The following is a 14700-nucleotide window of genomic DNA, read 5'->3' as shown; positions in this document are numbered from 1 at the left end:
TTGTGGACGATTGCTTCGCTTCAATCTAGCCTCCTACTACTGAAAAAGGCCACCCAATCGGGTGGCCTTTCTTACGTCCACAAAATCCGTGCAATCCGTGATTATTGTTGGCTGGCGCGGAATAGCTTCTGCTTTTCCTCTTTCGACAGGCTTTCGTAGCCGGAGCGGGAGATTTTATCCAGGATGGTATCGACCTCCTCGGCGGGCGTGGCGGCAGGGGTGCTGGCCTTAGCTGCCGACGCGCGGCCGGCCGGCACGGTGGCGCGGTGCGTTACCTTCATGGCCGGCTGGCGGCTAAAGAGGTTGCCCAGCCAGTCGCCCACGGCCACCACGGGGCGGCCCATGTCGCGCCCCGCCTTGAGCTGCCGCACGAACAGGAAGCCCAGCAGCGCCCCCCCTAGGTGCGTGACTTCGCCGCCGGGATTGCCGCCGTTGAGGCCGGCAATGCTAATGAGCACCACCACGAGGGCTATCCACTTGATTTTGACCGGCCCCAGCAGAATGAGCATGAAGGTGTAGTCGGGCAGCAGCGTGGCGGCAGCTACAATAATGGCCGTTACGGCTGCCGAGGCCCCAATGACTGGCAGCCCAATACCCGCTCGGAATACTGGCAGAAGATTGTACGCCAATAAAAAGAATGCCGCACCTGCCAGCGCCCCCAGAATGTACAGACTCACCAAACGGCGGTCGCCTAAATATTCCCGGATAAGCTGGCCAAACCAATAGAGATTCAGCATATTAAAGATAATATGCAGAAAGCCCTCATGCACAAGGGCGTAGGTCAGCAGCGTCCAAGGATGACGCAGCAGCACCGGAATACTGGATGACAGCTCTAATTGCCGCCTAATTAGTTCATAGGTGGCGTCTGATTGCGCAATGTGCAAGACAGCGCGCAAAACGACAAGCACCACAAAAACCAGCCCGTTGAGTATAATGAGCTGGTTGAGGGCATTATCGCGCCGCGAAAAGGCATCGCGGATATCCTGAGTGAATGACATAGGGAGCGAAGCGGTTAGTAAAAGCGGGCGCGGCCGCTTTCCCAAAATTTGAGAATAATAAAGCCAATTAGCAGCCCGCCAAGGTGGGCGAAGTGCGCTACGTTGTCGCCGGGTGCTTTCTGAATACCCCCGTACAACTCGTAGAGCGCGTAAAAAAATACGAGGTACTTGGCTTTGATGGGAAACGGAATAAAGAGCAGATAAAGCTCGGTGTTGGGGAAGAGATAGGCAAACGCAAACATGACTCCAAATAGCGCGCCCGATGCGCCGAGCATCCCCCCTAGGGGCTGGGTGTGCAGCTGGTCGTAGAGCTGGGCGGCGCGGTCCTGCAGGTTTTGACGCAGGGTTGCGTCGTGCGGGTTGCGGGCCAGGGCCTCGGCCGCCTGCTGGTCTACGGCCTGCCGAAAACCGCTGCGCTGCATAAACTGGTCGTACTCGTAGGGGCCGGGGTTGGCCTGGTACTCGGCGTAGGCGGCTTCGAGGCGGTGCGTGTCGTAGGCCCGCACGCCCTCGTACAGCACCCCCGCCCCTACTCCGCAAATCAGCCAGAAAGTCAAGAAGCGCTGCCCGCCCCAGCGCTGCTCCAGCAGCGGCCCGAAGATAATGAGGCCGAACATGTTAGAGAAGATGTGCCCCCAGTTGCCATGCAGAAACATGTAGGTGCCAAACTGCCAGAAATGAAAGAACGGCGACCCTAGGGGGTAGAGGCTGCCGAGCTGGGTGAGGGAAGGTATCAACCGAATATTCTCCTGGGCCAGGAAAAATAGCACGTTAGCTATCAGCAGGTTGCGAACGGTAGGAGTTAGGTTAAACATAGACCGCAGAGTTAGCGGATTAAACAGGTTTCACAAATACGCGGGCTGCGCGGGCGAGCGCAAAGGTCGGGCCCAGCGCCGCGCCAGAGCCGCCCGCCTAGGGCCGGCCAAACAGCGCGGCCAGCTGCTCGCCATCAAGCAGCACTACGGTGGGGCGGCCATCGGGGGCGTAGCTGGGCACCTGGCAGGCAAAAAGCTTGTCAACCAAGGCGCTCAGCTCTACGTCGGGCAGGCGCGGCTGGCTGGTGGCCTGGGCCACGCGCCGGGCCAGGGCGCGGGCCAGCGTTTCGCGGCGGTCGAGGCGCACGGCCCCGGCCCCGCTGCGAAACTGCTCAATCAGGCCTTCCAGCAATTCCTTTTCGCCCTGGACGGGCAGGTCGGGCGGCACGGCCTCGATGGCGATAGTTTGGGGGCCGAACTCGGCAAACCGAAACCCGAGCTGCAACAGCGCCGGCGTCAGTTCGTGCAGCACGGCGTAGTCGGCCGGCGAAAACGTGACGGGCCGCGGAAACAGCAGCGTTTGGGCCGGCACCCCGCCGCGCTCGGGCGAGGGCTCGGCCGCGTATTGCTCGTAGAGAATGCGCTCGCGAGCCGCCTCCTGGTCGATGAGCATCAGCCCCGATTTCACGGGCAGCAGCACGAAGCGGGTGAGCACCTGGGTGGTACGCGGCGAGCTGGGCACTTGGTGGGCAGGCGCGGCCCTAGGGCCGTCGGGCGCGGCAGCGTGCACGAAAGGCAGCTCGGGCGGCGCCGGGGCCACCGGCTCGGCATCGGGCACGGGCGGGGCAGCCTGCACCGGCTGGCCCAGCTCGCGGTAAAACGCTTCGAGGTCGCGCCGGGCCTGCTCGGTGGGGCGAGCGGGCAGCCGGTCGCTGGCCGGGCTGGCGGCCGTGCGGCGCGCTGCCGCCGCCACCGAGGCCGACAGCGCGTCGGGGTTAAAGTCGGGGGCGTGGCGGCTGGGCGGGGGCAGGGCCGCGCCGCTGGGGCGCGGAGCCGCGCCGGGGCCCGCCTCGGCCGAAGTGCGCAGCGGGCGGATGGGCGCAAAGTTTACGTCGCCCTCGAAGTCGAGCGAGGGCGTGAGGCTGTGCAGCCCGAGGGCCTGGCGCACGGCCGCGCGCACCACGGCGTACACCGTTTTCTCGTCCTCAAACTTGATTTCCGTCTTGGTGGGGTGCACGTTGATGTCGATGGCCTTGGGGTCCAGCTCCAAAAACAGCACGTAAAAGGGGTGCGTTTCCTTGGGCAGCAGGCCCTCGTAAGCGGCCAGCACGGCGTGGTTGAGGTAGGCCGAGCGGATGAAGCGGTTGTTGACGAAGAAAAACTGGTCACCCCGGCTTTTCTTAGCCGACTCGGGCTTGCCGATGTAGCCGCGCACGGTGATAAAGGGCGTTACTTCCTCGCAGCCCGCCAGCTGCTCCTTGTAGGCGTTGCCCAGCAGCGCCACAATGCGCTGGCTAAGCTTGCCGGCCGGCAGGTTGAAAACTTCGAGGTCGTTTTGGTAGAGCGAAAAGGCAATCTGCGGATTGGCCAGCGCCACGTGCTGAAACTCATCCAAAATGTGGCGCATCTCCACGGCGTTGCTTTTCAAAAAGTTGCGCCGGGCGGGCACGTTGAAAAACAAGTTTTTCACGCTGATGCTGGTGCCGTCGGGGCAGGCCGTGGGCCCCTGGCTGCTCACCTGCGAGCCCTCTACCAGCAGCAGCGAGCCCGTGTCCTGCCCGCGCGGCTTGGTCCGAATTTCGACCTGCGCCACGGCCGCGATGCTGGCCAGCGCCTCGCCCCGAAACCCTAGGGTACGGATGCGAAACAGGTCCTCGGTGCTGCGAATCTTGCTGGTGGCGTGGCGCTCCAGGCTCATTCGCGCGTCGGTGGCCGACATACCGCTACCGTTGTCCACCACTTGCACCAGCTGCTTGCCAGCTTCTTTCACAATCAGCTGCACGCTGCTGGCGCCGGCATCCACGGCATTTTCCAGCAGCTCCTTCACCACCGACGCGGGGCGCTGCACCACCTCGCCCGCGGCAATCTGGTTGGCGAGGTACTCGGGCAGCAGTTGGATAATATCGGGCATCGTGTTTAGCTGTTGGCGGGGGCCTGTCGGCCGGCCCTTAGCTGCTAGCTCGGGGCGGGCGGGGTACCACACTGGCCCCCTTACGCGTTGGGGAGGGCCTAGGGCAGCGGGCTAAGTAGCGGGCGCGCTTTTCGGTGAGCATTGAGCACTACCTTTACGGCTAATTTGGCTGAAAAGGCACTATTCCAACTCCGTCAAATTAGCTGCTACCGCGCTTCTATTGGGAACCGCTGGGGCGGGCCGGCGGTTCCGGCCCCACCCGGCGGCAAAAGTAGGCGGCCGGGGCAACTAGCGGGCTACCGCCTTTTTTACTTTGAAAAAAACTGCTAGCTAACCGCTGGTAGCTACCAGCTTACAACTTTGATGCGCCCCAACTTCCGCCTGCTGTTTTTTGGATTGTTGCTGGGTATTGGCGGGCTGCTGTGGGGCTTTGCCGGGCCGGGCCGGCCCCTGCCCGACCCGCTGGCCGCCACGCCCGCCGAGCAGCAATGGGTGGACAGCGTATTCAACTCGCTGACGCCCGACCAGCGCCTGGGGCAGTTTTTTATGGTGGCCGCCTACTCCAACCGCGAGAAGGCCCACGCTGACCGCATCGAGCGGCTGGTGCGCAATCAGGGCATTGGGGGCGTCATGTTTTTGCAGGGTGGGCCGGTGCGCCAGGTCTTGCTGACCAACCGCCTGCAGGCCGCCGCCAAGGTGCCGCTGCTCATTGCCACCGATGCCGAGTGGGGCCTGGATATGCGCCTCGACTCGACGATGCACTTTGCCAAAGAAATGACCCTAGGGGCCATGGACGACCCCACGCTGGTGCAGCAGATGGGCCGCGACCTGGGCCGCAAGCTGCGGGCGCTGGGCGTGCACATCAACTTCGCGCCGGTGGTGGATGTCAACTCCAACCCTAACAACCCGGTGATTGGCAACCGCTCGTTTGGCGAAGACCAGAACCAGGTGGCGGCCTTGAGCGTGCAGTACATCAAGGGTTTGCAGGGCCAGCGCGTGATTGCGGTGGCCAAGCACTTCCCCGGCCACGGCGACACCGACACCGACTCGCACAAGGCTCTGCCGGTGATAAATACCGATTTGGCGCGGCTCGAAAAAGTGGACTTAGTGCCTTTTCAGGCGGCGTTTGAGGCGGGAGCCCTCGGCACGATGGTGGCCCACCTCTACATTCCGCTCTTCGACACTACCGACGCTAAGACGACCACGCTCTCGAAGGCGCTGGTGACGGGACTTTTGCAGGAGAAAATGGGCTTCAAGGGCTTGATTTTCACCGATGCGCTGAACATGCGCAGCGTGAGCAAGCTCTACAAGGACGGCGAGCTGGACGCCCTCGCCCTGGCGGCGGGCAACGACGTGCTGCTGTTTTCGGAAGATGTGCCGGCCGCCCTCACCCGCATCAAAGAAGCCGTGGCGGCGGGCAAGCTGCAGCAGGCCGATTTAGATGCGCGTATCAAGAAAATATTGCGGGCCAAGTACTGGGCCGGCCTCAGCAAGTACCGCCCGGCCAACCCGCTGACGGTGCGCGACAGCCTCAACGACCCCGGCAGCCGGGTGCTGGCCCAGCGCATCTTCGAGCACGCCGTGACGGTGGTCAAGAATGACGACCAGCTGCTGCCTTTTCGCCGGCTCGATACGCTGCGCATTGCGGCCATCACCATCGGCACCCAGCCCGAGGGGCCCTACGCCACCATTTTCAACAAGTACCAGCCGGGCTCGGTGTACGCCGTGCTCGACCGCTACGCGCCTGACTCTACTTTTGCGCGCATTCAGGCGCGGCTGGGCGACGCCAACGTGGTGGTGGTGAGCCTGCACCAGATGAACAACACGCCCAGCCACAGCTACGGCCTGGGCGAGGGGGCGCTGAAGTTCATTAAGGACCTGCAAGCCAACCCTAAGCGCAAAACGGTGGTGGTAGCCATGGGCAACGCCTACGGCCTGAAGTTTCTGGAAAGCGCCCGCACGCTGGTGTGCGGCTACGAGGACCACTACGCCGCCCAGCTGGTGGTGCCGCAGGTGCTATTTGGAGCGCTGCCGGCGCGGGGCAAGCTGCCGGTCACGGTATCGCCGGCACTGAAGCTGGGCACCGGCCTGGCCACGCCCGACCTGCACCGCCTGCGCTACGCCTCGCCCGAGCGCGAGGGCCTCGACTCGCGCATCCTCACCCAAATCGACCACATTGCCCTCGAAAGCATCGTGACCGCGGCCACGCCCGGCTGCCAGGTGCTGGTGGCTAAAAACGGCACCGTCGTCTTCGACCAGAGCTACGGCTACGCCACCTACGACCGCAGCCAGCCCATCACGAGCAGCACGCTCTACGACCTAGCCTCGGTGACCAAGGTGGCGGGCACGCTGCAGGCCGTGATGTACCTCAAGGACCAGGGCAAAGTCAACCTCGACGAGAAGGTGAGCACCTACCTGCCCGAGATGCAGCGCACCAACAAGCGCGAGATGACCGTGCGCGACGTGCTGCTGCACCAGGCGGGCCTCAAGCCGGGCATCCCGACCTGGGAGCGCACCGTGCGCGACGGGGTGCTGAAGCCCGCCTACTATAGCAGCTTGCAAAGCGCCGATTTCCCCAACGAGGTGGCACCCGGCGAGTTCAGCATCCGCGCCGCCGACGACTCGGTGTGGGCCTGGACGCTGCGCTCAACGCTGCTGCCCAAGGTGCGGGGCAAGTACCCGGTGGAGTACTCCGACCTGAGCTTCATCATCATGAAGCGCCTGAGCGAGAAGCTACTGGGCCAGAAGCTGGAGGACTTTCTGCCCCGCGCCTTCTACCGCCCCCTAGGGCTGGGCAGCATGACCTACAACCCGCTCACGCGCTTCCCCAAGGACTGCATCGCGCCCACCGAGAACGACACCTACTACCGCCGCGAGCAGCTGCAGGGCACCGTGCACGACCAAACCGCCGCGCTGGTAGGCGGCGTGGGCGGCCACGCCGGCCTCTTCGCCACCGCCAACGACCTGGCCGTGCTCATGCAAATGAACCTGCAGAACGGGCAGTACGGTGGCACCCAGTTTTTCCAGTCGCCAGTGGTCACCGAGTTCTCGCACCCGCAGGTGGCCGGCAACAAGCGCGGCCTGGGCTGGGACCGCGGCGACCCCAGCAAGCCCAGCGGCCCCACCACCAACCTGGCGCCCGCCAGCACCTTCGGCCACACCGGCTTCACGGGCACCTGCGTCTGGCTCGACCCCGACAATCAGATTCTCTACGTCTTCCTCTCTAACCGCGTGTACCCCGACGCGGGCAACATCAAGCTGCGCACCTATAACATTCGCACCCGCATTCAGGAAGTGATTTACAAGGCGATGGGCCGCGGCGCTGCCCAGGCCAGCGGCGCCGCGGCGGCTACGGTAGGCGGGCAGTAGCATTGGACCAAGTAGCCCCTAGGGTAGCTACGCACGTGTAGAGACGCATCCTTGCGTCTCGTCGTTGTTCGATATGCCCGACGATTAGACGCAAGAATGCGTTTCATCTTAGCGAAAAATCCCTTCGCTATTATCTTGTTCACCCTTCCAGCGACTTGGATTGGCAAGAATATACTGCTGAATGCGGGCAAGCTCATCACCCGACCGGACGACCCGGTCGTAGAAACTCGATTGCCAGCCAAAACTAAGGTTCTGGGCGCGGGCAAAGCTGCTAACTCCCGCCTTGAAGCCACGAATAAGGGCGGCGAGGTTGTCACGCTGTGGCCCAAACTTATTTTGTGGAGTGCTCGGCGGGCCAGCTACCTCTGCTTTATCAAATAGCAGTAGTCCGTGTAAGTGGTCGGGCATGAGCACAAAGGCATCGAGCGCTACAAAGGGCATAAATTGTGGAATCTGCTGCCAACCAGCCAACACTCGCTGACCTATTAAGGTCGGCTCGACTAAGGCCGCATCCCAGTTATCACCAGGTACGACCACTCTGCCAAAGTACGGTGCTCGCTTTGCCGTGCAGATAGTCACGAAATACGCGCCGCTCTGCCCGTAATCATACCCTAGCAGCCGGGCAGAAGCAACGCGGTACTTATCCTGGTATAATTCTTTGCTCATCTACCCAAATGTAGAGACGCATCCTTGCGTCTCGTCGTCTTAGGCAGGCTAAACAACGACGAGACGCAAGGATGCGTCTCTACACGTGCGTACCTCTTTCTTACTGCGGCGCCGTCCAGGTATTATCCGCCGGGTAGCTGTCGGGAGTGTAGAGGCTGCCTAGGGTCACTTTTTGGATGGTGCGGCCGCTGCGCACGGGCACGGTGACGGTGCTGGCGTTTTGCCACACGGCCACCGAGCGGTGAATTTGCTCGGTGCTACCGTTGTCGAAGGTCACCGTCAGGTCCACGGGTAGGGGCTTGCTGCCTTTGGCCGTGACGGTTATCTGGGCGGGCTTGTCGGCGGGGCGCACCACGCTGGTGATGGCCAGGTCGGGGTAGCCGGGGTCGAAAAACCAGCGCTGCCAAAACCAGTTCAGGTTTTGGCCGGCCCCGGCGTTCATCGAGTAGAAGAAGTCGTTGGGCAGCGGGTGCTTGCCGTGCCAGTCGCGGATGTAGTGGTGCAAGGCCTTGGTAAACAGCTCGTCGCCCAGCATATCCTTCACGTAGAGGTACCCTAGGCCCGGCTTGGGGTACGAGTTGAGGAAAAAGGGCGTGCCTTTTTGCTGGGTCGTCAGGGTCACGATGGGCGCATCCTGCTCGGTGCCGGCGGCCTGCGCGTAGGGCACCATGCCGTAGTCGTCCACGAGGCCGGGCTGGATAAGGGGCGAAATCAGCCACTCGCCAATCGTGGCCCAGCCCTCGTCCATCCAGCCGTACTTGGTTTCGTTGATGCCCATATAAAAGGGGAACATCGTGTGGAAAATCTCGTGGTCGGTGAGCGTGATGCCCTCCTCGCGGGTGGGCGTGGGGTTGTCGTTCACCATCATCGGGTACTCCATCTGGTCGAGCCCGTCGAACACCGTTTCGTGGCTGTAGGGGAAGGGCCACTTGGGAAAGGTGTAGCTCATGGCTTCCACCGTTTTGCGGCCAAATTTGGCTACTTCCTCGAAGTCGTCGTGCTTGGGGTTGTACACGGCATCAACGCGGGTGCGGCGCTTGGTGGCGGGGTCTACTACCAGGCTGGTGGCTTGCCACACGTAGTGGTCGGCGGTGGCAAAGGCGAAGTCCACCACGTTGCGGGCCTCGAAGTGCCAGGTGTTGTAGGCGTTGGGCGCGGTGGCGTCGTGCAGCCGCGCCTCGGTGCTGTCGATGATGCTCGTGATACCGTCCTTCTTTTCGGCGGCCCGTAGGCGCGTGAGGTACTTCTTGCTAAGCACTTTGTCGGCGTTGGTAAGGTCGCCGGTGGCCCAGACTAGGAAGTTGCGCGGCACCGTCACGTCGACCTTGAAGTTACAGAAGTCGTTGTAGAACTCGGCCGAGCCCAGGTAGGGCAGCCGGTTCCAGCCGTCCACATCGTCGTACACGGCCACGCGCGGGAAGAAATAGGCCACAAAAGCCACCCCCGGCGCCACCTCGCCCGTGCGCTGGTGCGAGCCCTTGTTGAGCGTGTAGGAGTACGTAACGGCCACCTGCGCCGCCTGCCGAGGCCCTAGGGCGCGGGGCAGGCTCACGGTCATATTCGTATTGTCGATAACGTAGCGGGCGGGGTCCAGCACCTGGCCGTTGAACGTCAGGCGCTCAATCTTTACGCCGTCGCTCAGGTCGTCGGCCGCAAACTTGCCGTCGCGCGGGGCGCCCTTCTGGTAGAGGTTGGGGTAGAGCTTAAACCAGAGCTGGCGCAGCGAGTCGGGGCTGTTATTGCGGTAGGCAATGCCCACGGTGCCCGCCACCAGGCGCGTGGCGGGGTCAAAATTGACCTTGATGTCGTAGTCGGCCCCGTTCTGCCAGTACTTAGGGCCCGGCTGGCCATCAAGCGAGCGGGTGCCCTTGGCGTAGGCGGCCAGAATGTTGCGCGGGGTAGGCAGCGCGGCGGGCGCCGGCGCGGGCGGAGCAGTTTGGGCCAGGGCCCCGGCCAGCGGCAGCACCAGCCCCAGAAGAAGTAAGCAGAAACGCAAGAGTACAGCAGAAAGGAAACCACGGTGCCCCTAGGGCCACTAGTTTCAGAAACCAGTAATTTCTGCTCCTAACGCCACACCGGCGCTATTATGGTGCGCCGGGTAAGCGTCGGAAGCCAGGGCCCGCAAAGGTCGGGCCGCCAGCCCCAACGTGGTGCGCACAAGCCAGGCTATTTGCGGGCGCGAGCGGTTGTTGGCCTACTTGGTTAAGCGAAAAAGCCGGCCAGGCTGCGCGCAGTGGCAGCCTGGCCGGCTTAATCTATTCGTCTGTAGCCGCTCGCGCGCCCCTAGGGCAGCTAGCGCTCCAGCTTGAAGCCGGGCTCGCGGGCGGGCGGCGCGGTGCGGTTGGCCACCATCCAGCCGGTGAGGTACATCCAGCGGGTCATGTTGGTGAGCTTGGCGTAGTCGATGCGCTGGGGCTCGTCGCGCGGGGTGTGGTAGTCGACGTGCAGCAGCGAGGTGTACATAATGGCCGGAATACCCAGGCGCGCGTACGGCAGGTGGTCGGAGCGGAAGTACCAGCCCTCGGGGTGGGTGGGCTTATCCCACTCGGTGTCGAGCTTGAACTTAGGACCGGCCTGGTTGGCCGCCAAAGCCATTTTCACGAGGTCCGACGAGTTCAGGTGCGGCGGGGTCGAGCCCAGCAGGGCGGCCGAGTCGGGGGCGTTGCGGCCCATCATCTCGGCGTTGAGCACTGCCACGATACTGGCCTGCGGCACCGTAGGATGGGCCGAAAAGTAGGTGGAGCCCAGCAGTCCGCGCTCCTCCGAGCCTTGGTACACAAACAGCGCCGAGCGGCGGGCCGGCTGCTGCTTGAAGGCCCGCATAATGGCCAGCAGCGCCGCGCAGCCGGTGGCGTTGTCGTCGGCCCCGTTGTAGATGGAGTCGCCGGCAATGGGGGCGCGCACGCCATCGTGGTCCTGGTGGGTGCTGAAAAGCACGTACTCCTTTTTGAGCTGCGCGTCGGTGCCGGGCTGCTTGGCCACGATGTTGACGGACGGGTACTGGAAACTCTCCACCTTCAGCTCGGCAGTGAGCTGCTGGCCGGCCTGCTGCACCCAGCTGCTGGCGCTGGCCGGCAGCCAGATGACGGGCGGCGTGCTCACCACCCTAGTGCTGGCCGCGCCGGGCAGGCTGTAGCGACCGCGCTCGTAAATGTGGCTCCAGTGGTCGTAGAGGGCCTGCGAGGGCGCATCCGACACAAACACCACCGCCACCGCGCCGGCCTTGGCTAGCTCGGTGGCCTGCCCGGCAAACTTGCCAAACACGTAGCGCCGGTAGCTAATGCCGTCGGTGGGCGCGCCCGCAATCTGCACGGCCACGGCCTTGCCTTTCACGTCCACCTTGGCCAGCTCGGCCGCCGAGCCGGTACCCACGTACACCAGCGGCGCGTTCACGCTAGCGTTGGTGGGCGCGGTCACTACCCCGTCCTCGTTGAGCTTAATCTCGTGGGTACCAATGCGCAGCGTGCTGCTTTTGGCCAGGCGGGTGCGCTGCAGGCTGAACCACTGGAAGTACGTGCCGTCGTCGCCGGCCGGCAGCATGCCGGTGGCCCGAATCTGGTCGGCCAGCCACACCGACGCCTTTAGCTCATCGAGCGTGCCGCCCTCGCGGCCCCGGAAATGGTCGCCGGCCAGCGCAAACAAGTCGCGCTTGATGTCGGCTTCCTTGATGGCGCCGATGGCGTTGCCCGTAGCGGCGGGCTTGGCGGCCGGTGCGGGTTTGCGCTGGGCCGAGGCCCCTAGGGGCAGCGTGAGGCCGGCCGCCAGGCAACTTAGCAGTAAAAGCTGTTTCATTAGGAACAAATCAATATAAGGTGCTGCCCAAAGCTACGCTGCCGCCGCTTTTAGGGCCTAGGGGTGGCTTTTGGGCGCGGCTTGCGTATAGACCCTGCTTGGCCCTACCTCGTTGCGCCGAAACCTCCGCCACGCTGGGCGGTTAGCCCCTCGCCTACCCTCCTTTTTCCATGAATATCGGCATCGTTTGCTACCCCACTTTTGGCGGCTCCGGCGTAGTGGCCACCGAGCTGGGCAAAGCCCTGGCTCAGCGCGGCCACCGCGTGCATTTCATCACCTACAGCCAGCCCGTGCGGCTCGATTTCTTCAACGAAAACCTCTTTTACCACGAGGTGTACGTGCCCACCTATCCCCTGTTCCAGTTTCCGCCCTACGAGTCGGCACTGGCTTCCAAGATGGTGGATATCAGCCAGAACGAAAAGCTCGACGTGCTGCACGTGCACTACGCCATTCCGCACGCCTCGGCTGCCTACCTGGCCAAGCAGATTCTGCGCTCCCGGGGCATCACCGTGCCGGTGGTTACGACCTTGCACGGCACCGACATTACGCTCGTGGGCAAGGATGCCAGCTACGAGCCGGTGGTCACGTTCAGCATCAACCAGAGCGACGGCGTGACGTCGGTATCGGCCGATTTGCGACGCGAGACTTACGAATACTTTCCCGTCGAGCACCGCATTGAGGTTATCCCTAACTTCATCGACCTGCAGCGCTTTAAGAAGCAGGAGAAGAGTCATTTCCGCACCGCCATCGCGCCCGATGGCGAAAAAATCCTGCTGCACACCAGCAACTTCCGCACCGTGAAGCGGGTGGAGGACGTGCTGCGCATCTTTTTTGGGGTGCGCCAGGCCATGCCCGCCAAGCTGCTGCTGGTGGGCGACGGCCCCGACCGCTCGCGCATGGAGAAGCTGGCCCGCGAGCTGGACTGCCAGCGCGACGTGCGCTTCCTAGGCAAGCTCGAAGCTGTGGAGGAAGTATTGAGCGTGAGCGACTTATTTCTGATGCCCAGCGAAAACGAGAGCTTCGGCCTGGCCGCCCTCGAGGCCATGGCCTGCGAGGTGCCCGTTATCAGCACCAACGCCGGCGGCATTCCCGAGCTGAACGTACACGGCGTGACGGGCATGCTCAGCAACATCGGCGATGTGCCTGATATGGTGAAAAACGCCCTCTACGTGCTGCAAGACGATAATTTGCCGCGCTTCAAGGCCGCCGCCAGGGCTAGGGCCGAGGAGTTTGCCGTGGATAAGATTGTGCCGCTCTACGAGCAGTGCTACGAGCGCGCCGCCGTGCACGCCGCTGAAGCGGTGTAAGCAGCCCTAGGGCCAAAAAAGGCGGTCATGCTGAGCTTGCCGAAGCATCTCTACCGCGTAAGTAATTCCGATGATTGGAGTTAGTTACGCAGTAGAGATGCTTCGGCAAGCTCAGCATGACGTTCTCTTTTAGCGTTGGGGCTCTCACTCACAGTAGCATCTCGCCTACTTCCTGCCAGTTATGGGCGCGGCGGTAGCGGGTTTCCAGCGCGTTGTGCGGGGCGTCGAACAGGATACCTTCGCCCCGGAAGTTGTCGAAATTATAGGCGTTGTCGTCGATGAGGTAGTCGGCGTTGAGAATGCTTTTATCGCCGCAAAACACGTAGTTGCGCCACGGGATAAACGGAAAATGCTTTTGCAGCCACTCGTACTTGTCGAGGAAGGAATTGGCAAACTCCATAGCGGCTGAGGCGATAAATAGTTCGTAGCGCCCGGCTAGCTCCTTCATTACGCGCTGGCTATCGGGCATCAAGGGCAAGTCGCGGAAGAAGCCGGGGGCGTTGGGGTAGGCGCGCAGGGCCGGCTGGTGCTCGGGAGCCACTATCTCGTGCGGATGCTTGCCGCGCAGCGCCTCCAGGGTGAATTCCAGCTGGAAGTCGCGGCCGTACCACTCCTGGAAGCGGGCAATGGCATCGGCCAGCACCTCGTCCATATCTACGCAAATGCGTTGTTTAGCCATGTCAGTCAGGCGGTTAAATACTCATCGGGTTATTACGCCGGCCTAGGGCCGCCCGGTCAGGTAAAAGTCGGCTTTGGTGCGGCAGCGGTCCGCCCAGCTCGCATCAAGCTGCGCCAGTAGCGCCACCTGCCTGGCAAACAAGAGGATGCGCGAATCCTGCCCTTCGATGCGGTGGCGTAGCTCGTAGCTGCTGGCCAGCGAGAACGTAACGCTCTCAAACACCTGGTACAGCAGCTCGTCCAGCTGCGCAAACACCCGGTTTTCTTCCTCGCGGCCCCGCTCTACAATTACCCAGTGATAGCCGGCTTGCGACACCCGTACCTCGGGATACGCGAAGTCGCGGTTGTACCCAAAAGTAGGCAGCAGCTCGGGCGGAGCGTCTAGCTGCTGCCCGAGGGCCTTAACCACGGCTTCGAGGGCGCCTAGGGCCAGCATGGGGCTAAAAGAGCTGGGCCGCCTCGCGCCGCACCGTGTCCAGGGCCGGGGCGGTGGGGTCGTTTTGGTCGGTCATTAGGCTTTCGAGCACGCGCCGGGCCAGCTCGGTGCCGCGCGCGTGCTGCGGGTCGGGCAGGGCGTGAAAGGCGCGGTTCACCATTGTCAGCACGTTTTCCTTGGCTTGCTTTACCTGGGCCCAGGCCTCGGCGCTGATGTAGAGCTGCTGGGCCACGTTGTGCTCGTACTCAGCCCGGATTTCCTGCTGCAGGGCGCGGTGGTAGTCGGGCGCGCTTTGGCCGGCGCTGCTCAGGCGCACCAGAATATTGCTGGGCGAAATGCGCTCGAGCAGCAGCGTGAGGCGCTCGTAGGCTTGCAGGCGCAGGGGCAGCGTGGTGCGGTTGCTTTCCAGCTTCAGCTCGATGAGGCGGCGCTGGGTATCTTTTTCGAGGTACTGGCGAAACAAGAGAAAGATGCTGCCGGCCACGATGATGGCGGGCAGAATAACCTTCAGCAAATCAAAAAAATACGTAGTGGCATCCATACGCGGCGGCGAGCCCTGGCCCGCCAA

General features: G+C 63.0%; 11 protein-coding genes. 2 read left to right on the top strand and 9 right to left on the bottom strand.

From position 1 onward, the window contains the following. Positions 1 to 101 precede the first annotated feature (101 nt). The 3 genes from HHL22_RS00145 to mutL form a co-directional block, all read right to left on the bottom strand. The gene (locus tag HHL22_RS00145; protein WP_169528957.1) at positions 102 to 998 is read right to left on the bottom strand and encodes a rhomboid family intramembrane serine protease; all 897 of its coding nucleotides are present in this window, start codon (positions 996 to 998) and stop codon (positions 102 to 104) included. Between the two features lie 14 nt (positions 999 to 1012). Then, a complete protein-coding gene (locus HHL22_RS00140) occupies positions 1013 to 1813 on the bottom strand; it encodes a rhomboid family intramembrane serine protease (RefSeq protein WP_169528956.1) in 801 nt (266 codons plus the stop codon). Positions 1814 to 1910: 97 nt separating this feature from the next. After that, complete coding sequence (gene mutL / locus HHL22_RS00135; RefSeq protein WP_169528955.1) at positions 1911 to 3884, bottom strand: DNA mismatch repair endonuclease MutL; 1974 nt, start codon at positions 3882 to 3884, stop codon at positions 1911 to 1913. A 363-nt stretch (positions 3885 to 4247) separates the two neighbouring features. Between mutL and HHL22_RS00130 the strand changes: the two genes are divergently transcribed. Beyond that, the gene (locus HHL22_RS00130; RefSeq protein ID WP_169528954.1) at positions 4248 to 7253 is read left to right on the top strand and encodes a glycoside hydrolase family 3 N-terminal domain-containing protein; all 3006 of its coding nucleotides are present in this window, start codon (positions 4248 to 4250) and stop codon (positions 7251 to 7253) included. 108 nt (positions 7254 to 7361) lie between these two features. Here HHL22_RS00130 and HHL22_RS00125 read toward each other — a convergent pair whose 3' ends face one another. From HHL22_RS00125 to HHL22_RS00115, 3 genes are all read right to left on the bottom strand, one after another. Further along, positions 7362 to 7919 carry a transposase gene (locus HHL22_RS00125; RefSeq protein ID WP_169528953.1) on the bottom strand — a complete coding sequence of 186 codons (558 nt, stop codon included), beginning with the start codon at positions 7917 to 7919 and terminating at the stop codon, positions 7362 to 7364. A 100-nt stretch (positions 7920 to 8019) separates the two neighbouring features. Further along, positions 8020 to 9915: a M1 family metallopeptidase gene (locus HHL22_RS00120; RefSeq protein ID WP_241737927.1), complete on the bottom strand. Its 1896-nt coding sequence runs from the start codon at positions 9913 to 9915 to the stop codon at positions 8020 to 8022. A 296-nt stretch (positions 9916 to 10211) separates the two neighbouring features. Next, positions 10212 to 11711 carry a M28 family peptidase gene (locus HHL22_RS00115; RefSeq protein ID WP_169528952.1) on the bottom strand — a complete coding sequence of 500 codons (1500 nt, stop codon included), beginning with the start codon at positions 11709 to 11711 and terminating at the stop codon, positions 10212 to 10214. Between the two features lie 170 nt (positions 11712 to 11881). Here HHL22_RS00115 and bshA point away from each other — a divergent pair, with 170 nt between their 5' ends. Next, the gene (bshA, locus tag HHL22_RS00110; protein WP_169528951.1) at positions 11882 to 13018 is read left to right on the top strand and encodes an N-acetyl-alpha-D-glucosaminyl L-malate synthase BshA; all 1137 of its coding nucleotides are present in this window, start codon (positions 11882 to 11884) and stop codon (positions 13016 to 13018) included. A gap of 148 nt (positions 13019 to 13166) precedes the next feature. On the opposite strand, the gene HHL22_RS00105 is transcribed toward bshA, so the two are convergent. Genes HHL22_RS00105 through HHL22_RS00095 form a run of 3 tightly spaced genes read right to left on the bottom strand, consistent with a single transcriptional unit; the run spans position 13167 to position 14673 of the window. Further along, positions 13167 to 13697: a 5' nucleotidase, NT5C type gene (locus HHL22_RS00105; RefSeq protein WP_169528950.1), complete on the bottom strand. Its 531-nt coding sequence runs from the start codon at positions 13695 to 13697 to the stop codon at positions 13167 to 13169. 42 nt (positions 13698 to 13739) lie between these two features. Beyond that, entirely contained in the window at positions 13740 to 14132 is a 393-nt protein-coding gene (locus tag HHL22_RS00100) for an Imm63 family immunity protein (protein WP_169528949.1), read from the bottom strand. A 4-nt stretch (positions 14133 to 14136) separates the two neighbouring features. After that, positions 14137 to 14673 carry a DUF7935 family protein gene (locus HHL22_RS00095; protein WP_169528948.1) on the bottom strand — a complete coding sequence of 179 codons (537 nt, stop codon included), beginning with the start codon at positions 14671 to 14673 and terminating at the stop codon, positions 14137 to 14139. Between the last annotated feature and the right edge of the window lie 27 nt (positions 14674 to 14700).

It is taken from the genome of Hymenobacter polaris (assembly GCF_012927305.1).
In the GTDB taxonomy this organism is placed as follows: domain Bacteria; phylum Bacteroidota; class Bacteroidia; order Cytophagales; family Hymenobacteraceae; genus Hymenobacter; species Hymenobacter polaris.
Note: the sequence above shows the minus strand (reverse complement) of the source record. Positions and strands in the feature narration are given on the sequence as shown.